The sequence below is a fragment of the Paenibacillus swuensis genome (assembly GCF_001644605.1).
In the GTDB taxonomy this organism is placed as follows: Bacteria; Bacillota; Bacilli; order Paenibacillales; family DY6; genus Paenibacillus_N; species Paenibacillus_N swuensis.
Genome location: NZ_CP011388.1, coordinates 4287955 through 4312391, shown reverse-complemented (window position 1 = coordinate 4312391; position 24437 = coordinate 4287955). Strand labels below are relative to the sequence as shown.

General features: G+C 45.6%; 29 protein-coding genes. 22 read left to right on the top strand and 7 right to left on the bottom strand.

What is annotated here, in order from left to right; genetic code table 11:
* Position 1: 1 nt before the first annotated feature.
* Both SY83_RS19455 and SY83_RS19450 read left to right on the top strand, forming a co-directional pair.
* A complete protein-coding gene (locus SY83_RS19455; RefSeq protein WP_068609560.1) occupies positions 2–841 on the top strand; it encodes a CheR family methyltransferase in 840 nt (279 codons plus the stop codon).
* 28 nt (positions 842–869) lie between these two features.
* Positions 870–2906: a response regulator gene (locus SY83_RS19450; protein ID WP_068609558.1), complete on the top strand. Its 2037-nt coding sequence runs from the start codon at positions 870–872 to the stop codon at positions 2904–2906.
* A 63-nt stretch (positions 2907–2969) separates the two neighbouring features.
* Here the strand turns inward: SY83_RS19450 and SY83_RS19445 are convergent, their stop codons facing one another.
* Both SY83_RS19445 and SY83_RS23385 read right to left on the bottom strand, forming a co-directional pair.
* Positions 2970–3161 carry a hypothetical protein gene (locus SY83_RS19445; RefSeq protein ID WP_068609557.1) on the bottom strand — a complete coding sequence of 64 codons (192 nt, stop codon included), beginning with the start codon at positions 3159–3161 and terminating at the stop codon, positions 2970–2972.
* Between the two features lie 30 nt (positions 3162–3191).
* Complete coding sequence (locus tag SY83_RS23385) at positions 3192–3350, bottom strand: hypothetical protein (RefSeq protein ID WP_197479902.1); 159 nt, start codon at positions 3348–3350, stop codon at positions 3192–3194.
* 194 nt (positions 3351–3544) lie between these two features.
* Here SY83_RS23385 and SY83_RS19440 point away from each other — a divergent pair, with 194 nt between their 5' ends.
* The 5 genes from SY83_RS19440 (at position 3545) to glgD (ending at position 7682) form a co-directional block, all read left to right on the top strand.
* On the top strand, positions 3545–3877 hold the full coding sequence (locus SY83_RS19440; RefSeq protein WP_068609555.1) for an STAS domain-containing protein: 333 nt from the start codon (positions 3545–3547) through the stop codon (positions 3875–3877).
* An 18-nt stretch (positions 3878–3895) separates the two neighbouring features.
* Positions 3896–4351, top strand: a complete 456-nt coding sequence (rsbW, locus tag SY83_RS19435) for an anti-sigma B factor RsbW (RefSeq protein ID WP_068609553.1) — start codon at positions 3896–3898, stop codon at positions 4349–4351.
* A complete protein-coding gene (locus SY83_RS19430; protein ID WP_068609551.1) occupies positions 4351–5127 on the top strand; it encodes a sigma-70 family RNA polymerase sigma factor in 777 nt (258 codons plus the stop codon). Before rsbW ends, SY83_RS19430 begins: the two co-directional genes overlap by 1 nt.
* 228 nt (positions 5128–5355) lie before the next feature.
* Complete coding sequence (locus SY83_RS19425; RefSeq protein ID WP_068609549.1) at positions 5356–6555, top strand: glucose-1-phosphate adenylyltransferase; 1200 nt, start codon at positions 5356–5358, stop codon at positions 6553–6555.
* A gap of 2 nt (positions 6556–6557) precedes the next feature.
* Positions 6558–7682 (top strand): glucose-1-phosphate adenylyltransferase subunit GlgD, encoded by a 1125-nt coding sequence (gene glgD / locus SY83_RS19420; protein ID WP_068609547.1) that lies wholly within the window; start codon positions 6558–6560, stop codon positions 7680–7682.
* Positions 7683–7844: 162 nt separating this feature from the next.
* Here glgD and SY83_RS19415 read toward each other — a convergent pair whose 3' ends face one another.
* Positions 7845–8321: a Dps family protein gene (locus tag SY83_RS19415; RefSeq protein WP_068609545.1), complete on the bottom strand. Its 477-nt coding sequence runs from the start codon at positions 8319–8321 to the stop codon at positions 7845–7847.
* A gap of 181 nt (positions 8322–8502) precedes the next feature.
* Between SY83_RS19415 and SY83_RS19410 the strand changes: the two genes are divergently transcribed.
* The 4 genes from SY83_RS19410 to SY83_RS19395 all read left to right on the top strand — a co-directional run bounded on the left by SY83_RS19410 (position 8503) and on the right by SY83_RS19395 (position 11379).
* Complete coding sequence (locus tag SY83_RS19410) at positions 8503–8958, top strand: ATP-binding protein (RefSeq protein ID WP_068609544.1); 456 nt, start codon at positions 8503–8505, stop codon at positions 8956–8958.
* Positions 8955–9725, top strand: a complete 771-nt coding sequence (locus SY83_RS19405) for a sigma-70 family RNA polymerase sigma factor (protein WP_068609543.1) — start codon at positions 8955–8957, stop codon at positions 9723–9725. Before SY83_RS19410 ends, SY83_RS19405 begins: the two co-directional genes overlap by 4 nt.
* A 102-nt stretch (positions 9726–9827) precedes the next feature.
* Positions 9828–10145, top strand: coding sequence for a hypothetical protein (locus tag SY83_RS19400; RefSeq protein ID WP_068609542.1), 318 nt, complete (start codon positions 9828–9830; stop codon positions 10143–10145).
* Between the two features lie 139 nt (positions 10146–10284).
* On the top strand, positions 10285–11379 hold the full coding sequence (locus SY83_RS19395) for an AI-2E family transporter (protein ID WP_068609541.1): 1095 nt from the start codon (positions 10285–10287) through the stop codon (positions 11377–11379).
* A gap of 81 nt (positions 11380–11460) precedes the next feature.
* On the opposite strand, the gene SY83_RS19390 is transcribed toward SY83_RS19395, so the two are convergent.
* The 4 genes from SY83_RS19390 to SY83_RS19375 all read right to left on the bottom strand — a co-directional run bounded on the left by SY83_RS19390 (position 11461) and on the right by SY83_RS19375 (position 13120).
* Positions 11461–11907, bottom strand: coding sequence for a hypothetical protein (locus SY83_RS19390; protein WP_068609540.1), 447 nt, complete (start codon positions 11905–11907; stop codon positions 11461–11463).
* 32 nt (positions 11908–11939) lie between these two features.
* The gene (locus SY83_RS19385) at positions 11940–12305 is read right to left on the bottom strand and encodes a DUF5665 domain-containing protein (protein WP_231891302.1); all 366 of its coding nucleotides are present in this window, start codon (positions 12303–12305) and stop codon (positions 11940–11942) included.
* Positions 12306–12394: 89 nt separating this feature from the next.
* A complete protein-coding gene (locus tag SY83_RS19380; protein WP_068609538.1) occupies positions 12395–12799 on the bottom strand; it encodes a YtxH domain-containing protein in 405 nt (134 codons plus the stop codon).
* Positions 12800–12862: 63 nt separating this feature from the next.
* Positions 12863–13120 (bottom strand): GlsB/YeaQ/YmgE family stress response membrane protein, encoded by a 258-nt coding sequence (locus SY83_RS19375; RefSeq protein ID WP_068609531.1) that lies wholly within the window; start codon positions 13118–13120, stop codon positions 12863–12865.
* A 143-nt stretch (positions 13121–13263) separates the two neighbouring features.
* Here SY83_RS19375 and SY83_RS23815 point away from each other — a divergent pair, with 143 nt between their 5' ends.
* The 11 genes from SY83_RS23815 to SY83_RS19330 all read left to right on the top strand — a co-directional run bounded on the left by SY83_RS23815 (position 13264) and on the right by SY83_RS19330 (position 24432).
* Entirely contained in the window at positions 13264–13359 is a 96-nt protein-coding gene (locus SY83_RS23815) for a hypothetical protein (protein ID WP_407944638.1), read from the top strand.
* A gap of 134 nt (positions 13360–13493) precedes the next feature.
* The gene (locus SY83_RS19370) at positions 13494–15062 is read left to right on the top strand and encodes a spore germination protein (protein WP_068609529.1); all 1569 of its coding nucleotides are present in this window, start codon (positions 13494–13496) and stop codon (positions 15060–15062) included.
* 26 nt (positions 15063–15088) lie between these two features.
* Positions 15089–16312, top strand: coding sequence for a Ger(x)C family spore germination protein (locus SY83_RS19365; protein ID WP_082882630.1), 1224 nt, complete (start codon positions 15089–15091; stop codon positions 16310–16312).
* Between the two features lie 45 nt (positions 16313–16357).
* Positions 16358–16558: a hypothetical protein gene (locus SY83_RS23380; RefSeq protein ID WP_197479901.1), complete on the top strand. Its 201-nt coding sequence runs from the start codon at positions 16358–16360 to the stop codon at positions 16556–16558.
* 42 nt (positions 16559–16600) lie between these two features.
* Entirely contained in the window at positions 16601–17674 is a 1074-nt protein-coding gene (locus SY83_RS19355; protein WP_197479900.1) for a GerAB/ArcD/ProY family transporter, read from the top strand.
* Positions 17671–18792, top strand: coding sequence for a GerAB/ArcD/ProY family transporter (locus SY83_RS19350; protein WP_068609526.1), 1122 nt, complete (start codon positions 17671–17673; stop codon positions 18790–18792). The genes SY83_RS19355 and SY83_RS19350 overlap by 4 nt, the downstream gene beginning before the upstream one ends.
* 122 nt (positions 18793–18914) lie before the next feature.
* Positions 18915–19307 carry a Fur family transcriptional regulator gene (locus SY83_RS19345; protein ID WP_068611221.1) on the top strand — a complete coding sequence of 131 codons (393 nt, stop codon included), beginning with the start codon at positions 18915–18917 and terminating at the stop codon, positions 19305–19307.
* Between the two features lie 10 nt (positions 19308–19317).
* On the top strand, positions 19318–19560 hold the full coding sequence (gene yidD / locus SY83_RS22875) for a membrane protein insertion efficiency factor YidD (RefSeq protein WP_082882629.1): 243 nt from the start codon (positions 19318–19320) through the stop codon (positions 19558–19560).
* Between the two features lie 222 nt (positions 19561–19782).
* A complete protein-coding gene (locus tag SY83_RS19340) occupies positions 19783–20802 on the top strand; it encodes a class I SAM-dependent methyltransferase (RefSeq protein WP_157279891.1) in 1020 nt (339 codons plus the stop codon).
* Positions 20803–21198: 396 nt separating this feature from the next.
* Complete coding sequence (gene metG, locus SY83_RS19335) at positions 21199–23196, top strand: methionine--tRNA ligase (RefSeq protein ID WP_068609518.1); 1998 nt, start codon at positions 21199–21201, stop codon at positions 23194–23196.
* Between the two features lie 207 nt (positions 23197–23403).
* Positions 23404–24432, top strand: a complete 1029-nt coding sequence (locus SY83_RS19330; RefSeq protein WP_231891301.1) for a metal ABC transporter solute-binding protein, Zn/Mn family — start codon at positions 23404–23406, stop codon at positions 24430–24432.
* Positions 24433–24437 lie beyond the last annotated feature (5 nt).

Below are 24437 nucleotides of genomic sequence, written 5' to 3'. Positions count from 1 at the left end.
CATGGATGACATGATGAACCGCGAAGATGAACGGGAGAAAATTGAAATAGAATTGATGCTGGACGGTATTCATCGGTTCTATGGTTTCGATTTTCGGAATTACGCATACTCTTCCCTGCGGCGTCGGATCTGGCACCGGATTCATACAGAGAAGCTACAAACGGTATCCGCTTTGCAAGAAAGAATATTACACGATCGGGGAGCGCTGGAAAGACTGCTTTCTGATTTAAGTATTCCTGTGACTGAAATGTTCCGCAATCCGACGATGTTTCGATGGTTTCGCGAACATCTAATACCGATTTTAAGGAACTATCCCTACTTGCGTATATGGCATGCTGGGTGCTCAACCGGGGAAGAAGTTTATTCTATGGCGATCATGCTGCACGAAGAAGGATTATATGATCGTACCCGGATTTACGCGACGGATATGAACCAATTCTCTCTGGATAAAGCCAAAGAAGGTTTATTTCCTCTGGAGAAGATGAAAGATTACACGAAGAATTATATGGATGCCGGCGGCACGCAGTCGTTCTCGGAGTATTATACGGCTAAATATAATTCCGTCATTTTCCAGCCATTTCTAAAGAAAAATATTATTTTCGCAGAACACAATCTCGCCACGGACCGATCTTTTAATGAGTTTCAGGTCATCTTTTGCCGGAATGTAATGATTTACTTCGATAAAGTGCTTCAGGACAGAGTTCACAGATTATTCTACGAAAGTTTGGCTATGGACGGCGTATTGGCATTAGGAAATAAAGAATCCATTAATTTCACCGCCCATATGGCTCAATATGAAGTGTTGAGCGATAAAGAGAAGCTTTACCGCAAGGTTAGATAGTTCACAGGAAAGGAGGAAGAATGAGAATATGTCTCAATCATATAACGAACCCGTCAATCTGTTACTGGTCGATGATCAACCTGAAAACCTGTTGACGCTTGAAGCCGTACTAACCGATGAAAACTACAACTTGATTAAAGCGAATTCCGGTGAAGAAGCGTTACGGTACCTGCTTAAATATGATTTTGCCGTAATTGTGCTGGATGTGCAAATGCCCGGAATGGATGGTTTTCAAACCGCCAGACTGATTAAAGCGAGAGACAAAACCAAACACATCCCGATCATTTTTATTTCAGCGAACAGTAAAGAAACGAATCACTTATTTGCCGGCTATTCGGTCGGCGCTATGGATTATATGGTCAAGCCGTTCGTTCCCCAGATTCTGAAATCCAAGATTGAAGGCTTTGTCAGCCTGTATATCAGCACAAAAACATTACAAATGCAAACGAACCTTTTGCACCAGAAAACACTCGAGCTTGAGAAAATGAACAACGAGCTGCTTAGGGTCACGTATTCATTGACCAAAGTGGAAGCACAGGCAAGGATGATTCACCAAACCTCGATCGATTCCATGATTACGTTTAATGAAGAAGGTCGAATTATGACGGTCAATCCCGCAGTGGAAATCATGTTTGGTTATCCTGACACGGATCTGGTTGATAAAGACATACACCTGATTCTTCCTGCTCTTTCTGACCTTGAGAATCGTTCCGGCGAGGCAGCAGGAAAGGGTTTGTCCGGAAAATATATAGTAGGTAAGTTGTCTGAAGTGAAACCCAGACGCGCCAATGGTACCTCGTTTGATGCTGAAATACAGATAGGTGAAGCCCTCATCGATGAAGTAAGAATTTTTGCCTGCACTGTCTCGGATATTACGGAGCGAAAGCAAGCGGAGCGACAATTGGTTTACGCTAAAGAAAAAGCGGAGATCGCCGCCAGAGCCAAGACGGAGTTTCTCGCCATGATGAGCCATGAAATTCGTACACCCATGAACGGAGTCATCGGCATGACGGATCTGCTATTGGAAACCGATTTATCCGAAGAGCAGCGTGAATATGCCGATATTATTCGGAAGAGCGGTGATTCCCTCGTTGCGATTATCAACGATATTTTGGATATTTCCAAGATGGAATCCGGAAGAATGGAGCTGGATCCGCATCCTTTCAGTATCTCTTCTTGCATAGAAGAGACATTGGATCTATTTAGCGCCAAGTCCAAAGAGCGCAATCTTGAAATGGTGACTTGTATTGATCCTGGCCTTCCGTCTTGGTACATTGGCGATGTAACGAGGCTGCGTCAAGTCCTGATGAACCTGGTCGGAAACGCGGTGAAATTCACGGATCAAGGCGGCGTCTATATTGTTGTTTCTAAGAAGCAAGAGGACGAGGAATATATTGAACTAGAATTCTGTGTGCGTGATACGGGTATCGGGATTCAGGCAGATAAAATGCCGCAGCTGTTCAAGCCTTTCTCTCAATTGGACTCATCCATGACGCGTAAATACGGCGGAACCGGATTGGGTTTAGCCATCTGCAAAAATTTGGTTGAACTGATGGGGGGCCGGATTCGGGTGGAAACTCCCGAAGAGCAAAACGGGACGATGTTTATATTTACCATTCTGTTGGAACCTTACAAGTCGGATCACTTCATGGAAGAAACGGAACCCTATTGTGCCAGCAGTGCGGAGGCTGAAGGTGAGCTTCAGCATAAACATATCCTTGTAGCGGAGGATAATGATATTAATCAGCAGTTAATTTCGTGTATGCTTCAAAAGTTAGGCTACAGCTTTGACATCGCGGAAAACGGTGAACTTGCGGTACAATGGTCGGAAACCAGGGACTATGATCTCATTCTCTTGGATATCCATATGCCAGTAATGGACGGTTTGGAGGCTGCGAGATTGATTCATGCAAGGACAGACAAGCACCCCCCGATGGTGGCTATGACCGCCAACGTGTTAGATGGAGATAAAGAAAAATGTTTGGATGCCGGCATGATCGACTTTATTCCTAAACCACTGAAACTGGAACAGGTTAAACGTTTGTTGCACCAGATTCTCACATGAGAAAAGCCGGATTAGAGTCTTGACTCTAATCCGGCTTTTCTCATGTCCACTGATGCAGTTAATTTACTTAACTGGGGATGCTAATCCCATCTGGAGTATTTGTTGTTTGGTCTTCGGCGTCCCGTACTCCAGCATCAGCTTGTAAAATTCCTGAAGAGGATGATCCTTGGATTCCGCATGCTTCTTCACTGCGCGTACGGGGGAGCTTAAGAATTGTTTATTTTTCTTCATTACTTGTATCGTTTGCGTTCTCATTCGATGTCACCTCTGTAGTAATTTGAAAATCTAGAATTTAGGGAAAACGTATTGAACCAAGAAATAAAGGATTCCGAAGATAATGATGACGTATGCCAAATATTTGATTAGAGTTGAAGCAACCAAACTTGAATCCGATTTGTGCTCAACATGCCGTTGTTCAATTTCAACATTCTTATTTTCGTCCATGATCCTAACCTCCTGTATTTGGGTAATTCGTCTCAACGTCTATCTTTCCTTACCACCGCTTTAGGAAAATTAAACAGGAAGTATGCAAAAAGTCCCGAAAATACATTTTTCGTTTAGATGTTTCAAAGCTAACAAATGTGGTTTAATTAACACAGATAGTTATAAAATAACTTTGTATATAGAGAGGGATCTTAATGAATCAAATGGATAAGTTCAAAGTAACAACAGAAAACAAAGAAACTGAATGTGTAGTTTACATCAGCGGAGAACTGGATTTGTCGATGGCCGGTGAAATGCGTTCCGCGGTGGAACCGCTAATTGAACAGACAGAACGTACATTAATCTTGAACCTTAAAGAATTAAGTTATATTGACAGCACAGGCATCGGCATTATCCTCTCCATACTCAAAGCTAGAACGGCGAATGAAGGTCCTTTTTTAGTGGAGGAAATTCCGGTTAAGATCAAGCGTTTATTCGATATGACGGGTGTATCGAAATTTATTCCAACCAACGGACAATTTGCATAAGAAAGGGAAGGGAACAGAATGAATGCATCTGATAAATACGTTAGTCTGAGATTGCCGGCAGACGCGGAGTATGTGGATATTGTTAGATTGACCCTGTACGGCATAGCTGTAAAGATGGGATTTACGTATGAACAAGTCGAGGACATGAAAGTAGCCGTATCTGAAGCCTGTAACAATGCTGTGCTTCATGCTTATGAAGGGATTGCGGCGGGATATATGGAAATCCGCTTCGAGCGCGGTATCGATTCTTTAACGATTACGGTTAAAGACGAAGGTAAAAGCTTCGATGTGGGCGGACGTGATACAGAGAATGCTTCAATGCACAACAAGCAATTGGATGAAGTGCAAGCAGGTGGGTTAGGGCTTTACTTGATGCAAGCACTCATGGATGATGTACGTGTAGAAAGCGAAACCGGTACGGAGGTTGTACTGACCAAACTGCTAAGCCGCAGCCAGGAGAAGGAGATGGCCTAATGCCGAATTCAGCTTCGGATTCACCAAGAGACTGGATCGGACAGATCTTAGAATACCAGCAAAGTCATGACAACGATATCGCTACCGAATTGCTCAAACAATACGAGCCGATTGTGAAAATCGCGGCAGGCAAAATATCTCGTAACCGTCCCGATTTGTATGAAGATCTGTATCAAGTAGGGCAACTCTCCCTGCTCCGATTGTTTGACCAATATGATACAAATGTAGGTATTCAATTTGAACCGTACGCTATGAAGAGCGTAATCGGTCACATGAAAAACTATCTGCGCGATAAGGCGTGGTATGTTCAAGTGCCGCGCCGGGTGAAAGAGAAGGGCTTCGTCATCCAACAAGCTATTGACGATCTTACGGTCAAGTTGGAGCGCTCTCCTTCTGTGGAAGAAATCGCGCAACACCTGGATCTTTCTTTGGAAGAAACGATGGAAGTACTTGCAGGTCGCGAGTGTTACAAGTATGTATCCTTGGACACTCCGCTTTCGCATGAAGAAAGCGCGGCTACAATCGGCGATCTCATCGGCAGCGGGGTTGACGATTATGATTCCGTTGAGAAGAAACTGGATTTGCGCGAAGCCTTTGTGAAACTGAAAGAAGAAGAACAGAAGGTTCTAGTGCTGGCTTATGAGAAAGGATTATCTCAGCGTATGATTGCACAGATGCTCGGAGTATCCCAGATGAGCGTATCCCGCATTCAGAAACGCGCTGTGGATAAATTAAAGGACTTACTTACAGGGTATCAAGATGTGATGGATGGTTAATATATCCATGTAAAGCCGATTCGAATTCTCCTACGGAGATCGGATCGGCTTTTTCTTGTTTACTTTTACATGAAACTCATGATTCATTCCCCTTTCTATGAAACTTCGTGACATTATCCAAAATATATTGTTTCAAATGATAGCATTGCGTGTATAAATTCATATCAAACGTTGAAACGTTCGTATCACAGACTATGTTTACTACACGATGAAAGGTGACGATATAGAATGAAACAAACAGAATGTGTGGCGATGCTTTTGGCGGGAGGAGAGGGTTCAAGACTGAAAGCGCTCACGGCCAACGTAGCTAAGCCCGCAGTCCATTTTGGAGGGAAGTATCGAATCATTGATTTTGCATTGAGCAATTGCGCAAATTCAGGGATTGATACGGTCGGCGTATTGACTCAGTACCAACCGCTTGCGCTGGGATCTCACCTCGGTGTCGGAACACCATGGGACCTGCATCATGATCGCGGCGGTTTAACCGTTCTGCCTCCGTACATGGAGAAGAAGGAGATGAAATGGTATACCGGTACGGCAAATGCGGTATACCAGAATCTCAATTATCTGGATAGCTGCAATCCGGAACACGTGCTTATTTTATCCGGAGATCACATTTATAACATGGACTATCGCGCCTTGATTGACCGACATAAGGAAACCGGTGCGGATGTCACGATTTCAGTCATCGGCGTGAAATGGGATGAAGCGAGCCGCTTCGGCATCATGTCGACAGATGATCGGAACCGAGTTACAGAATTTGTGGAAAAGCCGGCGCAGCCGAAGAGCAACTTGGCGTCCATGGGCATTTATGTTTTCAAATGGGATGTTCTGCGCACGTATCTGCTGCGAGATGAGCAAATGCCGGGCTCCACTCATGACTTCGGTAAAGATGTCATTCCGGCCATGCTTGCCAATGATGTGAAGCTTTACGCTTATCCTTTCGAAGGGTATTGGAGAGATGTCGGCACGATTGAAAGTCTCTGGGATGCCCACATGGATTTATTGGGGGATGAACCGGAATTTCGGTTGAATTCCAAAGCTTGGCCCCTGTATACGGCTAATCAGAATCGTGCACCGCAATATATCGGCGGTCCCGCTTCTGTAAGCAATTCATTGTTAAGCGAAGGCTGCCAGATCTTCGGGGACGTTGATAGCTCCGTTCTTTCTTATGGTGTTCAGGTGGGACAGGGCTCCTTGATCCGAAACTCGGTCATTATGCCGAATGTGAAGATTGGTGAGAATGTGCAAATTCATAACGCGATCATTGGAGAAGGCACTATCATTGCGGACGGAGATATGATCGGCAATTCACAACAGGTTTCGCTCTTCTGCAAAGAAGATTTGAACCCGGTTGAAAAGGACAATACCATCGTCTTTACTTCCCGCGAAAAGCAACTATTACATCTTCTTGAAAGGATCGGTTAATCATGCAGGATATACTGGGTATTGTTAATTTGACACATCAAAGAGAAGAGGCACTCTCTGATTTGACGTGGAACCGTTGTGTAGGGACTTTGCCTTTTGCAGCGAATTACAAACTGGTGGATTTCGCGCTTTCGAACCTGGTGAACTCAGGTATCACGAAAGCGGCGGTACTTTCCAATGTCCAATCCCGTGAGCTGATTAATCATGTATCGTCCGGACGGACATGGGGGATGGAACGTCGTCGTCGCGGCGGTTTGACGGTGTTGCCGACTGTACTTGACTTTGGTTATATGACAGGTGATGTGCATAAATTCCATAGCCATCTCGATTACCTAGAAAGCTGTGAGGAGAAATATGTAATCCTTACTTCCAGTCATGTGTTATGTACGGAAAATTACCTCCAAATGCGTCAAGTGCATGAACAGCGCGGTGCTGAAGTTACTTTGCTGTATAAGCCAACAGATTCGATGCAAGAAGAAGTTTCATTGGATTGCGATGTGTTGACACTTGACCGTAAAGGATATGTCATCGCAACGGAAGAAGCCGGTATGAACCGCAGGGGAATACAGAATGTGTTCTTAGGCACGGCCATGATGAGTCGGACCTTCTTAATTGATCTGATTAAGAAAACTTATGATGAAGGTATTCACACCGTGCTCATGAATGCAGTTCTGGAGAACGCCGACCAATATGATGTATTTGCACATCCGTACTATGGTTATACGGCGCATATTGATTCTGCCGGAAGTTATCTGAAACACAGCCTGGACTTGTTGAAGCCGCAGGTATGGGATCAACTGTTTGGCGGTGATCATACCATCTATACCCATGCCGAGGAATCTTCTCCGACACATTATTCCCAACAATCCATCGTTCGTAATTCGTTGATTGCGGGTGACTGTGTCATTGAAGGAAGTGTGGAAAGTTCGGTAATATTCAGCAAAGTGCATATTGAACGCGGAGCCCGCGTAAAGAATTGCGTAATTTTAGAAGGATGTACGGTGCCTCCAGGCGCGGACTTAGAGAATGTGATCTTGGGTCCCAACGGTTCAATCACACCGAACGTCTCTTCGTATGAATTGGTTCAAGTCACCATGAATCAAGTTGACCGCGGTCTGTTAGTTTAAGGTGTACGCGAACAAATAATAACCGTTCGATGGCTGAAGGCCGTCGGACGGTTTTATTGTTGTATATAGGCTGTTCCATAAGTATGGATTTACAAAATTTCAGAAAATAAAGAAGGCTGTCCTTTAAGGTTTAGTTACCCTTGGGACAGCCTCGTTTTATTTTTATCTTTTTTTGCCTAAGAAATTATTCAACATGTATACATGCTTTTCAATGGCTTGTTTAAATTGAGTCAACAGATCCGCCGTAGCTTGGTCTTCTTCTTCCTCTTCGGCCATGGTGATCGCCTCATCCAGCTCCGTGCACACCTGGGTATAATCCGCTACCAGTTGTGTTACCATTTCTTCGGCGCTTTCACCGCCTTCAGCTTCTTTAATCGAAGAGATACTCAACACATCTTTGAGGCGAGATGCCGGCTTATATCCTTGTCCTAACATACGCTCTGCTAATGCGTCCAGATGGAGCGTAATCTCATTGTACATTTCTTCAAATTTAGGATGCAAGGAGAAGAATGTAGGCCCTGTAACAAACCAGTGATAATGATGCAGCTTCATATAAAGGACGGAGAAGTTAGCCACTTGCAGATTCAGTGCCTCTTCGAGAGTTTGAGTAGTTGTTTTCGGTGATTTATTCGTTGCCATTTCTGTAAAACCTCCAATAAATTTAATTTAGTAGTACTGCCTATCCTCTATTACCTCCATCCTAGCAACTTCAAACACTGCGCTAGATTGGGTTTCAAACAAAAAAATTAAGTTTAAATACAACTAAAATTAAATGTTCGTCAATGGAAAATGAATTTACAGGAAAAGGACGGGATGGACAATGAATACAAGTCAAAGTCAGGAATCCATAGTTCTACATATACCTGCCAAACTGGAATACTTCGAAGTGGTCCGGGCAACGTTGTACAGTGTCGCAAGTAAAATGGGATTCTGCTTCGAAGATATTGAAGATATGAAGATCGCGGTTACGGAAGCTTGCGAAGGGGCTTTATTCTTTAGCAGTCACGAGAGTAACTCTTATCTGCTTCAACTCTCCTTCATTGTAGATCACGAGACGTTGACCATCATCGTTAAAGATGAAGTTTCCGGCTACTATTATCAGCGATCGGTACCGCCGTTAAGCAAGGATCCTTCTTCATTAAAGAAGTTTGATCAGGTGCCGCCGGAATTACGTCAACTCATGCTAAGTACGTTAATGGATAAAGTCAGAATCACCAATGATGGCGGAACCGAGGTTATATTAACGAAACAGATTCACAGGAGCGGTTGGCTATGAAATCTCAAACCGGTCCATTGCCAGGCTCAAGTTCGATAGACGATATTATTCTGTACCAACAGAACCATTGCCAGGATGTTGCTACCCGCCTCTTGCAGCATTATGAATCTATGGTGAAGCTGGCTGCCATCAAGATGTCCAGAAATCGTAACGACTTGTACGAAGACCTGTATCAAATCGGCCAGATCGCTTTGCTGAAGCTGTTCACACAATACGATACGACGCTGGGCATCCCCTTTGAACCTTATGCTATGAAGAGCTTGATTGGACGCATGAAGAATTACTTGCGAGACAGCTCATGGTATATTCAGGTGCCCAGGCGTATTAAGGAAAAGGGTGTCTTATTACAGCAAGCGATAGACGAGCTGACCATGAAACTGGAGCGTTCTCCGGATATTGCGGAAATTGCGGCGCATTTGCAGCTTTCGGTTGAGGAGACGGTAGAAGTGTTAGCGGGTCGCGAGTGTTATCAGTATGTATCTTTGGATACGCCCCTCTCCATGGAGGAAGCTGCTTCAACCATCGGAGATATGATTTCGTCGGATATTGACGACTATGCGTTCATTGAGAATCGTTTAGACCTTCAACAGGCGTTTGAGAGACTGAAGGAAGAAGAGAGGCAAATTCTGACGCTGGCTTATCATAACGGTTACTCGCAACGTATGATAGCGCAGGAGATGGGGATGTCTCAAATGAGTGTTTCCCGAATTCAGAGACGCGCGATGGAGAAGCTGAAACGAATCTTGTCCGAGTTGGACAGTTACTAAAATAAAATGCCATAGGACAAGATAAAGCGGTTTCACCACCGATTGTCAAGGGTAATGATAACTAACCCCATAAACACAAAAATTCCTTAGGTGGTGAAATCTATGCAAAAGATTAAACATCGTGTCAAATGTTTCGATAGTGAAATATTGGTGGTGCACAAAAATGAGGCATATGAGTTGAGCATTCAGTCCTTGCTTAATCCGTTGGGGTTCGGAAGCGCATTGGAAACGTTTCTTGACGAAGATGACGCCGTATCTGCCGCACAATACTTTTGCCACATGTACACGATTGCCAAGGAAAAAGGATACTATTTGCAGAATAATTCGTTCACTAAACCTGACAAAGAAAGCTATGCCGCGAATTGGGTCATTGAGAAGAAATTCTCTGAAGATGAATGGTCCACAATCTTGGCAGGTTAAACTAGCATACGCGTCCGCTTACGCGGGTTAACAGCCCGCATTTCATTAAAGTAAATCCGCCTCTAGGCGAGGTCGCTCATCCGAGTGGCCCCGATAGAGGTTTTCTCATGTTGTTTCTGGATATAGAAAGAGGTGTCATATGCCCCAGGGCAAGTATTTTCGTATCGGATATGGAATCATTATTTTTTTGTTAATCGCGTATTTGGCGACGAAAGTGGATTATCTGTTTCAACCGATCTTTACAATTGTGCGCGCCTTATTCTTTCCCTTCCTAATTTCCGGTGTTTTCTATTACATACTAAGGCCGCTGGTGTTATTGCTGGAGAAAAGACGTATTAACCGGTCCGCCTCCATCATCGTGCTGTATCTGCTGGTCACATGCCTTATAACGGCCGTAGTGTTGCTGATAGGACCTATCGTACAACGGCAGGTAGAAATGCTGGTCACGAATCTGCCGGAGCTTGTAGAAAACTTTAGAGGGCAGTTGACCGAACTTCAGCAGAAACCTTGGGCCAAAGGATTATTTGGGGGCGGAGGGAATGCGGATTTGACGGATCGAGTCGCAACCTACCTGAATCAATCCATGTCCACCATGGGGGATCGTTTGTTAACATTTATGGCAGCTACAACAAGCGCTATCGTGATCCTTTCTACGATCCCTTTCATTCTTTTCTATATGCTGAAGGATGGGGAGAAGGTACCGAGAATACTATTAAAATGGCTGCCTCAACGCCATGAAATAGAGGGACGTAAAATCCTTGCGGATATGGATGACGCGCTGAGCTCCTATATTCAGGGACAATTTTTAGTAAGCTTGGTACTTGGCGTCGTCATATTTATTGGTTATTCCATCATCGGTATGGAATATTCCCTCTTATTAGCTATACTGGCCATGGTGACGAATGTAATACCCTCCATCGGCCAGCTTATAGGTGTTATTCCGAGCATCATCGTGGCTTTCATCCATTCTCCCACGATGGTCCTTAAAGTAATCATTGTTGTTACCATCGCCCAACAAATAGACGGTAACTTCTTATCGCCTCATATTATGGGCAGAAAGCTGGATATCCATCCTCTAACCATTATCCTGTTGTTATTGATTTCGGCGAGCCTTGCAGGCTTTCTGGGCATGTTATTGGCCGTGCCGGTTTACGCTGTAGGGAAGTTGATCGTACAACATGCAATTCGATTGTTTGTGCTACGCTCGCGGCCGGAGCTGCAAGAGAAGGGTTGACCATTAATCAGTCTCGAACATACAAAAAAAACAGCACCTCCAAGGTGCTGTTTTTTCATTATTAGGCAGAGAGCTATGCGATTAGGATTGTATCGGATCGGAGATAACGCCGCGCGCTCTTAACTGCTCATTGGTTTTCATACTATCCATATCTTTGCCCAGTTGCACAAGCTCACTTTCATTCTGAGCCAATGAACTGTTATCGGCAAGCTTCATCTTTTCGTAGTCCTCGCTTTTTCTGGCAAAGGCTTCCTTAGTTTCCTCCCAACGGATGATGGCGTCGTTATAAGCCACTTCATCGTTGGGATTGTCTGTGATGTAAGCATTGCCCCAATCCACAGTAGCAGCCTCTTGATCTGCACTGTGGAAGGGGATAACAAGATGGATGTCGTCTTTTAAAGTGAATCGATATCCAGCATCCCCGTTTCCTTCAGAGGAATAAAATCCGAGCTGTGTAAAGACAGAATGCATGAAAGAAAACGGATAAACGTGCTTGTCGGATGAATTGGCAAACAGAGATCGTTGCATAGGGTTTCCCTCGCATTCATAATGTGATGAATTTATTTGTACGCATCAATGTAACTTTGGAGATCCGCAATGTACTGGCCAATAATGGGCATGTCAATGAACATGCTTAATAACCAACCCGCTAATGCGATAATGAGCGCTGTACCCAACGTCATTCCCAGACCACGAGCGATCCCCGCGGTAAAATTGCTAAACAAGCGTTTACGGGTATTTCCGTAGTTCTCCAGGATATCCTTAAATTCAGCTTGCTCAAGAAAACGGTTCAAGGTTTCCAATCTACTGTCCAACTTCTTCACATCTTTATGTTCCTCTGAACGCGCACCAGGACCTTCATGATGAGGAAATTCCGCTCGTTCTTTGGATTTCGTTGAGTACGCATTAGGTTGTCGCATAGACATCAAAATCACCTCCGGTTGGTTTATAAAAGAAAGAATAGCCAGTGTCTATAAAGATAGAACGTCTGGCTATTCTCTAAAGTCATTTGGGGTTAAACCGTCGTATTGTTCGTGTTAACGGAAGCAGGAGTTGACTTCGGAGCAGTGTCAGTTTCAGGAGCGGAATCAATACCGGCGCTTTGTTGCTCTGTACGCCAAGTTTTGTATTCTTCCAAAGCGCCTTGTCCTAATTCTTTAGCTTTCGTCAGCGCATCTGTAGCTGTACCTGCAACCGTTCCGGCCGAAGCGGAAACGTTAGTTGCAATGTCTTTGGCTTTCACACTTAGATTGGAAGCCAATTCTGTAGTTTTATCATTCAGCGTAGAACAAGAGTTCATAAGATCTTGACGAAGTTCAGTACCTTTCTTAGGGGCGAACAGTAATGCAGCCGCGGCACCGATTAAACCTCCGACAATGACACCAGACATCATACCGTTACTTGTTTTTGTTGTACTCATTATAAATCTCTCCTTTAAAATATCATTTATTATGTTTCTGAAGCTAGCATTAAATTGAATAGATTAAGCCGTTTTACGTACCATTCTGAAGATCAGGCCTAGCAAGAAGACGAATAAGGCTGCACCGATGATGGCTGGGACGATTGCGAAACCGCCGATATCCGGGCCCCAAGAACCTAGCAACAGGTTACCTAACCAAGCGCCTACAAACCCTGCGATCATCGAGCCGATGATACCGCCCGGCATATCGTTCTTTACCAGTGCGTCTCCGATTAGTCCGATGACAATTGCCATAATGATACTGATTAATAAACTCCACATGGTTCATCACTCCTTTAATGTTTCGAATTTGGATGTTGACTTGCATGCCTATTCTTACACGACAACATTTGCTTTGAAACAGGAGAGGGTATAGTTTGAACTTTTTTAAGAAAAATTGCGTCTACAGCATTAACAAGGAAACAGTGCATCTTCGCCTGCGTACCGAAAGAGATGATGTAGAACGTGTTTATGTGATCGCGGTGATAAATATGAATGGGAAGAAACTTCCTTTACTGTAGGTATGCGCTAAATGGCTTCGGATTATACCCGTTTTAGACCTAGCCCGGAAGGGAATCCCTCTTGATCTCCTGTTTGATTCTCAAAGAATTGACATGGCAGAAGTTGGTTAAGCTACCGGGAAAGGAGGGATGTTATGAACGGTTTTACAAGATGGTTTCGTTCGGGAAAGAAACGTGCTGATCATAAGGCAAAACCTCGCCCAAACCCTTCGCTTGATGCGGAAAATAAATATATAGACAGCTCAATCGACATCAATAAGAAACAAATTCAACAAACGTTTGGCAAGGATGCGGATCTAGTATTCAAACCGATTCCACTTGGACCATTCACGAATAAAGCTTATTTGGTGTATATGGACAGTTTGTCAGACCCCCATACCATTAATGATTCCATTGTAAAGCCGTTGCTCCAATGGAAGGATAAGTTAGAAGACAGGCGAACAGAAACATCGAAGGATTTTCGTTGGATTAAAGATCAAGTGATTGCTGTAGGGGATTTAAAGGAGGTCGACACCTGGGAACCGTTGTATCTTGAGCTCCTTTCCGGAAATACAATGCTGATTGCTGATGGTATTTCCAAAGCACTTTCCATTCATTCCGCAGGACTGGAGAAAAGATCAATTGAGGAAGCTTCCTCTTCCACAGTTATTCGAGGACCGAGAGAAGGCTTTACGGAGGATCTGCGGACGAATATGATGTTAATCCGCAAGAGGATCCGTGATAAACGATTGCGGTGTACACAAATGATCATCGGAGAAATGAGTAAAACAGACGTAGTCGTGATGTATATGGAGGGCGTTGCTGTCCCTGAGGTCGTACAGGAGCTTTTCCATCGGTTGGAGAAAATTCGCACAACCAGCATACTCGAGAGCGGGAATATCGAAGAATATATTCAGGACAAATTCCTGACCCCGTTTCCGACAGTTTACAACACGGAACGTCCGGATACGATAGCCGCCGCGATTATGGAAGGCAGGGTAGCCATTCTTGTAAACGGAACACCCTTTGTCCTGCTGGTGCCCGCATTATTCGTTCACTTTTTCCAGGTGGCGGAGGATTATTATCAACGTGCGGATATCGCCTTCTTTTTGCGAATATTGAGATATATAGCTCTGGTTATTTCACTGTTGGCTCCGGCTTTATATATTGCAATATCCACTTTTCATCAGGAGATGTTGCCGACGCCGTTACTGATTTCCCTGGCTGCCCAGCGTGAAGGCACTCCGTTTCCCGCTTTTATTGAGGCGGTTATTATGGAATTTACCTTTGAAGTTCTGCGGGAAGCCGGCGTAAGACTACCTCGCGCGGTCGGTCAAGCCGTATCGATTGTCGGAGCTTTGGTCATCGGGCAAGCCGCGGTAGAGGCAGGTATTGTTTCCGCTGCTATGGTTATTGTGGTGTCCGTAACAGCGATTACAAGCTTTGTATTCCCTTCCTTCAATATGAGCATTTCCATACGTATGCTTAGATTTATTTTTATGATCTGCGCAGCTACGTTCGGTTTGTTCGGGATAACGGTGGGTTTGATTGTGTTAATCCTGCATCTGTGTTCTTTAAAGTCATTTGGTGTTCCTTATTTATCTCCATTCGCACCGTGGGATGTGGATGACCAAAGCGACGCCATATTTCGCTTTCCATCCTGGATGAAGAAGAAAGTTCCGGATTATGTGAAGAGATACAAACCCGCATCGAATAAAGAATAGGGTCCACAAGTGGAGGAGGAAAATGATTGTCTCAGCAAATCTCCTTAAACCAGTTCAGACGTGCAGCCTGGATTGTTCTATCTGTCCTTCTCCTGACCGGACTGCTAACCGGATGTTGGAACCGCAGGGAGTTGAATGAATTAGCCATAACTGTCGGTTTGGGTCTGGATGTGGATGACGAAGGAAATTACGTGGTGAGCGCGCAAGTTGTGAATCCTTCCTCTATTGCGAACAGATCCGGCTCTGGGAGCGGTTCAGCCGTAGTTACATATGTTTCCAAAGCTTCAACCGTCTATGAAGCGGTCCGGAAAATTACGAAGCAATCTCCCCGTAAAATTTATGTAGCCCATCTGCGTATTCTGATTATCGGCGAGAAACTGGCTCGACAAGGAGTTGCACCGGTTCTGGATTTGCTGGCAAGGGATTATGAAGTGCGTAACGATTTCTACGTTACCGTAGCGAAGGATGCCACAGCACAGGACGTACTCAGCGTCTTTACCCCTTTGGAAGTCATACCTGCCGAGAAAATATTCAGCACATTGACTACGGCCGAAAAGGCATTTGCTCCGTCTATCGGGATTTATTTGGACGAGCTGTTAACCTCGATTATGAGCAAGAGCAAATCCCCTGTTCTAACCGGGATCATAATAAACGGCAACATGGAAGAGGGGAAGCAACCAGGTAATATTTCCAGCATCGATCCTCCAACTCGGCTTGAAATAGGGAATCTTGCCCTTTTCAAAAAGGATCGTCTAATCACCTGGTTTAATGAGAAAGAAAGTAAAGGCTATAACTATATCACCAATAACGTTGAAAATACGGTAGGGCATATTCCCTGTCCGGATGGCGGGTTGCTCAATCTGGAACTCATTCATGTGAATACGAAGTTCAAGGCGGAGATGCGGAGAAAAGAACCTCTTATTCTGATTAAATCCAGAGTGGAAGCTAATATAGGCGAGGTGATGTGCAAAGTGGACATCTCCGATCCTAAAGTAATCGATGAATTGGAAACGTCCGCGAAGAAGACATTAATTGACATTATGGGCGCATCGATTAAAAAAGCTCAAAAATACAAAGCTGATATTTACGGCTTTGGCGAGGCTGTTCATAGAAGATACCCGCAAGAATGGAAAGCCATGGAGAAGGACTGGCCTGAACGATTCGCTGATATAAAAGTAGAGTATAAAATAGATTACGCAATTCGTCGTACAGGGACACTAAATCGCAGAATAATCGTAGAAGGAGAGTAACAAAATGCGAATAATGCTCGTAATCGCCGCAGTGATTTTCATTGGTTGGAAGGAATATCCTGGTTTGATTTCTCGCCGCGAAGGCAAGGAGATTGGAGTATTCGCAATATTTTTGATTGCGGGCGGGTCATTGTCTGGCGCATTGGCAATGCATATAGAGTTGCCGAGTCCGCTTCTTTGGGTCGAATGGATAATATCTCCAATTCAATTCTGGCTTCCGTTCTGAAGTCTCCCATCAGCATGTAAGGGAAGGTGAATCTGTTGCGCGTTATCAGTGCAAGGCAGTACATGTTATTGATTTGTCTGTTTATCATCGGCAGCAGCATCCTCTACTTACCTAGCTTATTAACGAGATACGCCGGGGAAGCGGGATGGATTTCGGGAATCGTCGGGACCGTGGGAGCGATGTTTAGCATCTTGCTGTATGTGGCTATTTACCGCTGTATGAATGGATTGTCATTCGAACAGTATCTAAACGTTACACTTGGTACATGGGCAGGAGGCATGCTTAATTTACTATATATCGCATTTGCGCTCATCCTTGCTACACTGAACATTAATGATATGGGAACCTTCATCACGACGCAAATTGAAACAGCAACACCTTTAGTCACAATTCTAATCGTGATGACTGTGCTGGGCACATATGCGGTTAGGGTGGGATTGGAAGCGTTGGGGCGTTCAACGGAAATCTTCTTTCCGCTGATTTGCCTCATCTTGATTTTTTTTACCGTATTCCTGCTTCAAGATTCCGAGATTGATCTCATTAAACCTTATATGGGGTTTGGTTTGTTTGGAATTGCGAAAGCAAGTCTCATGTTCATGACTTTTCCTTACTGGGAAATGGTTCTGTTTCTTGTTATAGCTCCTCATGTTTCCAACCAATATCGCACAATTCGGAAAGCGATGTTTCACGCGGTCTGGATTGGTGGGAGCTGCATTACAGTGCTGACTCTGTTGTGCATTATGTGTAACGGGGCGATGCTGACCTCGGTAAATACATTTCCCACGTACAGGTTAGCGCAGTCGATTGAAGCAGGCGGTTTTTTTGGGAGGTTGGAAATAATGATGGCCGGCATCTGGTTTGTTACAATATTTTACAAAATAACGATATGTATGTATGTAGCCCTAGTCATGATCTCGCGATTATCAGGTACGAAAGACTGGAAACCTTTAACTTGGCCGCTGGCTTTAGTACTAGTACCTTTAGCTTATTATGTCTCGCCCAATAGCGCATTTACGGGACATGTGACCACGCGTATCATACCGGGTACAGTTGTATTCATGGGATTTATTATTCCGTTATTCTTGTTGCTCTTAACAACGATTAGAGGCCAGTTGAACAGGGGCTTGAGAGAATGATGAGTAATCAGATAAGCGTGAGACAACTTTTCTGTATGGTGGTTCTGTTTGAATTGGGCAGCGCCATAGTTGTTGGTTTAGGTATGGATGCCGGGCAGGATGCATGGATCGCAATATTGCTGGGCATGTTCTCCGGACTTGCAGCCGTACATCTGTATGCTTACTTGCATGAGCGTTCGTCGGGGAAGGAATGGACAGATCATATTGTAAACGTGTTCGGTCCCTGGATCGGTACGGCAATAGCCCTGGGGTATATTATTTATTTTCTGTATATCGCGGGACGGGTGTTGCGAGATTTCGGGGCTTTGTTAATTAGTTCTTCCTTAAATCTTACGTCGCCGATCCCTGTGGCAATAGTGATGGGCTTCGTCGTGCTTTACGCCTACCTGAAAGGGATTGAATCGTTCGCGAGAAGCGGGGAAATGGTTATGGAGATTATGGTGCTCATTGGCATTTTTCTGGCTCTGTTGATTTCATTCTCGGATATTATAAGGCCGGAAAATACTCTACCCGTGTTGGGCGAAGGATGGAAGCCCGTTTTATCCACGGCTTATCCGCTTACCTCCACGTTCCCATTCGGTGAGTTAATCGCCTTCCTGATGATTTTTCCTAACGTCCGAACGTCAACCAAATCAGGAATCAGAACCGTGATGGTGAAAGCTGTGCTGGCCAGCGGGGCCATATTGACTGTGGTCATCTGGACGGATATTGCGGTTCTCGGAGCCAAACGTGCAAGCTTGGAGCATTTCCCCTTATTAACGGTTATCGGACGAATTAGTATCGGCAGCTTCATTCAAAGAATGGATGCATTCGCAATTTCCATTCTTATTCTCGGTGTGTTTTATAAAGTTACGGTGTTCTTTTATGCTTCCGTCCAAGGGTTTACGACCCTCATGAAGTTGAATCAGCCACAACATAGACAAATCATCGCGTTTATATTCGGGGCAGGATTACTATGGCTATCTTTCGTGATGAGCGGCAGCTACGTCGAGCATATTGAAACGGGTTTGAAGAAGGTTCCGCTTTATATGCATGTGCCGATGCAGTACGGAATACCGCTGATTATGGCTATGATTATTGTAGTCAAAAGAAAGCGCAGCTCCAAAAGCATGGAATAAACTATTTTAAATAGGAATGGACGGGGTTGGTTTGACGAGGGTTCTGAATTCATGCATTATAATAAGATCACAGGAGTCAGCTGGAGGGTTGCAGCTTGAATACGGAAGAAATCGTCAAGGTCATGGCCGGACAAGGCTTGCGCATTACAGATCAGAGAAAGACACTTGCCCGGCTGTTCGCGGAAGCTGACGGATATTTAACGGCTAAGGATGTATATGACGCCATGGGAAATACGTATTCCGGTCTAAGCTTTGATACCGTTTATCGAAATTTAAGAGTATTGCATGAACTGGGCGTATTAGAGCAATTTGTATTTGAAGACGGGATTAAATTCAAGGTGCATTGTCAGGAAGCGCATCATCATCACCACTTGATTTGTCTGCAGTGCGAGAAAACGTATCCGCTCGTATTCTGTCCCATGGATATGGGTTGTCAGGTTCCTGATGACTTTCAAGTGGTGCGTCACAAGTTTGAAGTATTCGGATATTGTAACGATTGTAAACAGGAGAAGTGAAGCAAGCCGTATGAAGGGGATATCACGAACGCTGAAGTTGCCGATTCAAGCCTACCGCAGATGGATTTCACCGCTTAAGCCTCCTACTTGCCGGTTTTACCCGACTTGTTCGGCTTATGCTTTAGAGGCCATTGAAATTCATGGGGCGGCTAAAGGATCATGGCTTGCTGCCAGAAGGATCTGTAAATGCCATCCGTTTCATCCGGGCGGTCTGGATCCGGTCCCGCCGAAACGAATAACGGACTTATCATAACAGTATGCAACCCCCGCGGACAGAGTGGAGAATATCCACCATTCTGTCCGCGGGGGTTGTTTATTTGTTATGGAAAGGCTTATGCGGACAGGGCAAGGGGATTGACCCATTTTGATTAGATACCCATACCAACACCGCATACACACCATAATCTATACTATGGATCCGGACAGAAGACAGGAGTTGCATTAGTGGAAATATCGACGGAAACGGGTGAACGGAATGCAGGTTCAACTAGGCTGTGGTTTTCATAAGCAAAAAGGATTTGTGGGGATTGACCGGTTCGCTGTTGCCGGTGTGGATGTCGTTTGTGATTTGGATAAAGGTTTGCCTCTGGAGAAAAATTCGGTTGATGTACTTGTAGCGTCTCATTCCCTGCAATTTGTCGACAACTTAATGTATGTCATGCGGGAGATTTATCGGGTATGTCGCCATAAAGCCATCGTATACATTATTGCGCCGTATGCTCACTCGCAATGTCATATAGGCAATCCATACAACCGATACCTCTTTAACGAACATACCCCTCGTTTCTTTACAGGTGTGGATACTTACAGAGCCGGATCGCAACCGGAAGTTACCCCGTCCGAATTTGTTATGGATGAAGATGATCCCCAGCCCATTCCGCCCGAAGGGAGATTGCCTTTGTTTGATCCGGACGGTACTCAGGGACCGGGTATGGACTTAAGGCTGCTGAGTATGGAATATTCCTACTTTCCCGAGTATCGGTCGTCCTTGCTGGACGAGGAAGAACGGCAACTGCTGAGGGAAACCCAGATGAATGTAGTGGATGAAATTCTATATTGTTTCGCAGTAGTAAAGCAAGACGTTTCCGAAGAGGAGTGGACCGAGCTTTCCGCGAGAGAACGAACATTATCTTTTGACGGGTTTGAACTTGAGGAGCTAACTTCACATACAATAGACTGTACTCAACCGGTAACGGAAGAAATTGTGGATGAGCAAACAACGGAGCCTGGGGCAGATTGGACTGAGGAGTCAACCGTTATGCAGGCGGAGAATGTTCAAGGAGTGGCGGACGTAGCCGAAGAAATTGAAGCCCCTCAGGAGAGCCCTGGACATCAGCCGCCTTCCGTAGTAGTTAATCCGCGCAGAAAAGGTAGAAAAGGGACTAAAACAGCGAACAAGAAGAAGGTGCATCGGCTTGTCGGCAAGCGAAGTAAATCGAGTAAAGCCGGATCCTCGGGATCCAAACGAAAATCATTATCCCGCAATCGCGGTTAAAACTTGACATGTTGCATACCGAAACGTTATATTTTGCATAGATGGTTATACTATTATGTATAGAATGTTCCTGTGAACGGATAAGTACAAAGTTTCGTCCATTGCAGAGAGCCGGGGGAGCTGAAAACCGGTATGGAACACCTTTGGAACATGGTCCTGGAGGAACCGAGTGTGAGCCTGAACGATAGGCAAGCATCGGCGCGAATTCCGGCGTTAGCGGAACGGCTTCGGGAACGAAGCCTATAGAGCCCCGGTTGTCAGAACTGGCTGCAGGGGAAATTTGGGTGGTACCGCGTGAGACAGCTCTCGCCCCATGGTTTGTGGGGGGAAGGGCTTTTTTTGTTGTTGTTACAGGATTTACGACGTTTTGTTTACATATTTTGAGGAGGAATGATGATGTCAGAGAACCAAAAAACATTTTATATTACAACCCCCATTTATTATCCAAGCGATAAACTGCATATCGGTCATGCTTACACAACCGTTGCAGGGGATGCTATGGCTCGTTACAAGCGTTTAAGAGGATATGACGTCTGGTATTTAACAGGTACGGATGAGCATGGACAAAAGATTGAACGCGCCGCTGAAAGCAAGAACCAAACGCCTCAGCAATTTGTGGACGGCATCGTTTCGGGCATCAGGCAGTTGTGGGATAAACTCGAAATCCAATATGATGACTTTATACGTACAACCGAAGACCGCCACAAGGAAGTTGTGGCGCGCATATTCGCCAAGCTGCTGGAGCAGGGGGACATCTATAAGGGAGACTATGAAGGCTGGTATTGCACGCCTTGTGAGTCCTTTTTCCTAGAGAGGCAGCTAGTGAACGGAAACTGTCCGGATTGCGGACGTCCCGTTGAGCTGGTGAAGGAAGAAAGTTATTTCTTCCGGATGAGTAAGTACGCCGACAGACTTCTGCAGTACTATGAAGAGCATCCTGATTTTATTCAGCCGGAATCCCGCAAAAACGAGATGATTAACAACTTCATTAAGCCGGGATTGGAGGATTTGGCTGTTTCCCGGACAACGTTCGAGTGGGGAGTCAAAGTGCCGGGCGATCCCAAGCATGTCATCTATGTTTGGATTGACGCGCTGTCAAACTATATTACCGCTCTCGGTTATGACACGGAAAATCCGGAGAAGTATAACAAGTATTGGCCGGCCGCTGTTCATCTGGTAGGCAAAGAAATCGTACGTTTTCATACGATTTACTGGCCGATTATGCTGATGGCGCTTGACTTGCCGTTGCCAAAGAAAGTATTCGGTCATGGTTGGCTTCTAATGAAGGACGGCAAAATGTCAAAGTCCAAAGGAAATGTCGTTGACCCGGTTACACTGATCGAGCGTTACGGTCTGGATGCGCTTCGCTATTACCTGCTGCGTGAAGTTCCGTTCGGTTCGGACGGCACCTTCACTCCCGAAAGCTTCATTGACCGGATCAATTCGGATTTGGCGAATGATCTGGGCAATCTGTTGAATCGCACGGTAGCGATGATCGACAAGTACTTTGGCGGTGAAGTACCGGCACATGTTCCGGACGCGACCCCGTTTGATGCCGCTTTAGTCGAAACCGCTGACGCCGCGGTTTCCAAAGCGGAAGAGGCGCTGGAGAACATGGAGTTCTCCGTCGCGCTAAGCGCCATCTGGACACTTGTGAGCCGCACCAACAAGTATATTGACGAAACGCAGCCTTGGACACTGGCCAAGGATGAGAGCAAGCGCGAGGTGCTGGGCTCGGTCATGTACCACCTCGCGGAAAGTCTGCGCATCGTATCCGTGATGCTGCAGCCTTTCTTAACCCGCACGCCGCGCCAGATCTGGGCGCAGCTTGGCGTAGCGGAAGGCACGCTGACCGAGTGGGACAGCGTGCACCGCTTCGGCGCCTTGGCAGCGGGCACCCGCGTGGCCAAGGGCGAGCCGCTCTTTCCCCGGCTGGAGGCGGGGCCGGAAGTCGCCTACATCGCGGAAGCGATGGGCGGCGGAACGGTTCCGGCTGCCGCGGCCGGGGACGAGGCGCCTGCGGGGGGCACAGCCCCGCAGGCAAGCGCAGTCGCGCAGCCGGAAGCGGCCGCGGAAATCAACATAGACGATTTCGCGAAGGTGGAGCTGCGCGTGGCGCAGGTTCTTGCTGCCGAGCCGGTGGCGAAGGCGGATAAGCTGCTGAAACTGCAGCTGGATCTGGGCTACGAGCAGCGGCAAGTGGTTTCAGGCATCGCGAAGTTCTATTCGCCCGAGGAGATGGTCGGGAAGAAGGTCATCTGCGTGACGAACCTGAAACCGGTAAAGCTCCGCGGGGAGATGTCGCAAGGGATGATCCTGGCGGCTTCGCACGGTGATAAGCTAACGCTGGCAACCGTACCGGATGACATGCCAAACGGAGCTATTGTGAAATAACAGAACGAATCATGCTTCGCCGGGGAGAGTAATAATCCTTGGCGAAGCATTTTTATGGTCTTGTTACATCGTCTTATTAAGAACAATTACGAATAAGTCTTGACAGGGCAGAGGCTCATTTGTATAATCAATCCTGACCTTGTAAATAAAAATACTTACGATTTACACATATACACAGGGGTCTACCACAAATAATGAGGTGTTGTTATGTTTAAGCTTACTCTGAATCCTATGCGTTCACGTCCTGTTTATATGTTGATTGCTGCTGTGCTTTTCATCGTTGTGCTTTCGGCGTGCGGTACTTCCGGCGCGGAGAAGGAGCGCCAAGCCGCGGAAGGAAAAGTTCGGATCATCACGTCATTCTTTCCATTGGCCGATTTCGCCCGTAATATAGGTGGGGAGCGGGTCTATGTATCCAATCTTGTGCCTTCCGGCGTTGAACCGCATGATTGGAGTCCGAAGAGTCGTGATATGGAGAACATTGCCGAAGGGCAGCTGTTTCTCTATAACGGTGCGGGCTTTGAAGGCTGGGTGGACGATTTCTTAAGTACGATGCCGAAAGACTCCAAGCTGATTACAGTAGAGGCAAGCAAAGGCATCTCGTTAATTTCCGCAGAGGAAGAGGAACACGCGGATGAACATGCAGAAGAAGGGAACACACACTCGGATTCTGCCGGAAACGTAAACCATAACAGTGAACACGAGCATGATCTATCCACGGATCCCCATACATGGAGCAGCCCCGCTTCAGCATTAATTATGGGTGAGAATATCAAGAATGCTTTGGTGAAAGCTGATCCAGCCCATCAAGGAGAGTATGAGGAGAATTGGGCGTCTTACAAAGAGAAGCTAACCTCGCTGCATGAGCAATTTAAGACTAAGCTTGCTGCAACGGTGAAGAAAGATATTGTCGTTTCCCATCATGCTTTCGGTTATTTGTGCCGGGATTACGGACTGCGTCAAGTGTCCATTATGGGGTTATCTCCGGATGCTGAACCCAGAGGTCAGGACTTGCTGGAAATTGCAAAGTTCGTTAAAGAACATAAAGTTAAATATATTTTCTTTGAAGAACTGGTGTCTGACCAGTTAGCCCGGACATTGGCAAGCGAGGCGGATGCGGACACCCTTGTGCTCAACCCTGTTGAAGGACTGACAGAGGAACAAGAGCAATCGGGTGAAGATTATATCTCCATTATGGAAGTCAATTTGCAAAATTTATTAAAGGCATTACAATAAAAGAA

What these genes read in the sequence shown, in the direction of transcription:
- SY83_RS19330 (WP_231891301.1), top strand. Translation starts at nt 23,404, where the DNA reads ATGTTTAAGCTTACTCTGAATCCTATGCGTTCACGTCCTGTTTATATG.
- SY83_RS19400 (WP_068609542.1), top strand. Translation starts at nt 9,828, where the DNA reads ATGCAAAAGATTAAACATCGTGTCAAATGTTTCGATAGTGAAATATTG.
- SY83_RS23385 (WP_197479902.1), bottom strand. Translation starts at nt 3,350, where the DNA reads ATGGACGAAAATAAGAATGTTGAAATTGAACAACGGCATGTTGAGCAC.
- SY83_RS19350 (WP_068609526.1), top strand. Translation starts at nt 17,671, where the DNA reads ATGATGAGTAATCAGATAAGCGTGAGACAACTTTTCTGTATGGTGGTT.
- SY83_RS19385 (WP_231891302.1), bottom strand. Translation starts at nt 12,305, where the DNA reads ATGTCTATGCGACAACCTAATGCGTACTCAACGAAATCCAAAGAACGA.
- SY83_RS19425 (WP_068609549.1), top strand. Translation starts at nt 5,356, where the DNA reads ATGAAACAAACAGAATGTGTGGCGATGCTTTTGGCGGGAGGAGAGGGT.
- SY83_RS19355 (WP_197479900.1), top strand. Translation starts at nt 16,601, where the DNA reads ATGTTATTGATTTGTCTGTTTATCATCGGCAGCAGCATCCTCTACTTA.
- SY83_RS19390 (WP_068609540.1), bottom strand. Translation starts at nt 11,907, where the DNA reads ATGCAACGATCTCTGTTTGCCAATTCATCCGACAAGCACGTTTATCCG.
- glgD (WP_068609547.1), top strand. Translation starts at nt 6,558, where the DNA reads ATGCAGGATATACTGGGTATTGTTAATTTGACACATCAAAGAGAAGAG.
- SY83_RS19405 (WP_068609543.1), top strand. Translation starts at nt 8,955, where the DNA reads ATGAAATCTCAAACCGGTCCATTGCCAGGCTCAAGTTCGATAGACGAT.
- SY83_RS19455 (WP_068609560.1), top strand. Translation starts at nt 2, where the DNA reads ATGGATGACATGATGAACCGCGAAGATGAACGGGAGAAAATTGAAATA.
- SY83_RS19370 (WP_068609529.1), top strand. Translation starts at nt 13,494, where the DNA reads ATGAACGGTTTTACAAGATGGTTTCGTTCGGGAAAGAAACGTGCTGAT.
- SY83_RS19340 (WP_157279891.1), top strand. Translation starts at nt 19,783, where the DNA reads ATGCAGGTTCAACTAGGCTGTGGTTTTCATAAGCAAAAAGGATTTGTG.
- rsbW (WP_068609553.1), top strand. Translation starts at nt 3,896, where the DNA reads ATGAATGCATCTGATAAATACGTTAGTCTGAGATTGCCGGCAGACGCG.
- metG (WP_068609518.1), top strand. Translation starts at nt 21,199, where the DNA reads ATGTCAGAGAACCAAAAAACATTTTATATTACAACCCCCATTTATTAT.
- SY83_RS19450 (WP_068609558.1), top strand. Translation starts at nt 870, where the DNA reads ATGTCTCAATCATATAACGAACCCGTCAATCTGTTACTGGTCGATGAT.
- SY83_RS19380 (WP_068609538.1), bottom strand. Translation starts at nt 12,799, where the DNA reads ATGAGTACAACAAAAACAAGTAACGGTATGATGTCTGGTGTCATTGTC.
- SY83_RS19345 (WP_068611221.1), top strand. Translation starts at nt 18,915, where the DNA reads ATGGCCGGACAAGGCTTGCGCATTACAGATCAGAGAAAGACACTTGCC.
- SY83_RS19375 (WP_068609531.1), bottom strand. Translation starts at nt 13,120, where the DNA reads ATGTGGAGTTTATTAATCAGTATCATTATGGCAATTGTCATCGGACTA.
- yidD (WP_082882629.1), top strand. Translation starts at nt 19,318, where the DNA reads ATGAAGGGGATATCACGAACGCTGAAGTTGCCGATTCAAGCCTACCGC.
- SY83_RS19415 (WP_068609545.1), bottom strand. Translation starts at nt 8,321, where the DNA reads ATGGCAACGAATAAATCACCGAAAACAACTACTCAAACTCTCGAAGAG.
- SY83_RS19410 (WP_068609544.1), top strand. Translation starts at nt 8,503, where the DNA reads ATGAATACAAGTCAAAGTCAGGAATCCATAGTTCTACATATACCTGCC.
- SY83_RS19430 (WP_068609551.1), top strand. Translation starts at nt 4,351, where the DNA reads ATGCCGAATTCAGCTTCGGATTCACCAAGAGACTGGATCGGACAGATC.
- SY83_RS19445 (WP_068609557.1), bottom strand. Translation starts at nt 3,161, where the DNA reads ATGAGAACGCAAACGATACAAGTAATGAAGAAAAATAAACAATTCTTA.
- SY83_RS19440 (WP_068609555.1), top strand. Translation starts at nt 3,545, where the DNA reads ATGAATCAAATGGATAAGTTCAAAGTAACAACAGAAAACAAAGAAACT.
- SY83_RS19395 (WP_068609541.1), top strand. Translation starts at nt 10,285, where the DNA reads ATGCCCCAGGGCAAGTATTTTCGTATCGGATATGGAATCATTATTTTT.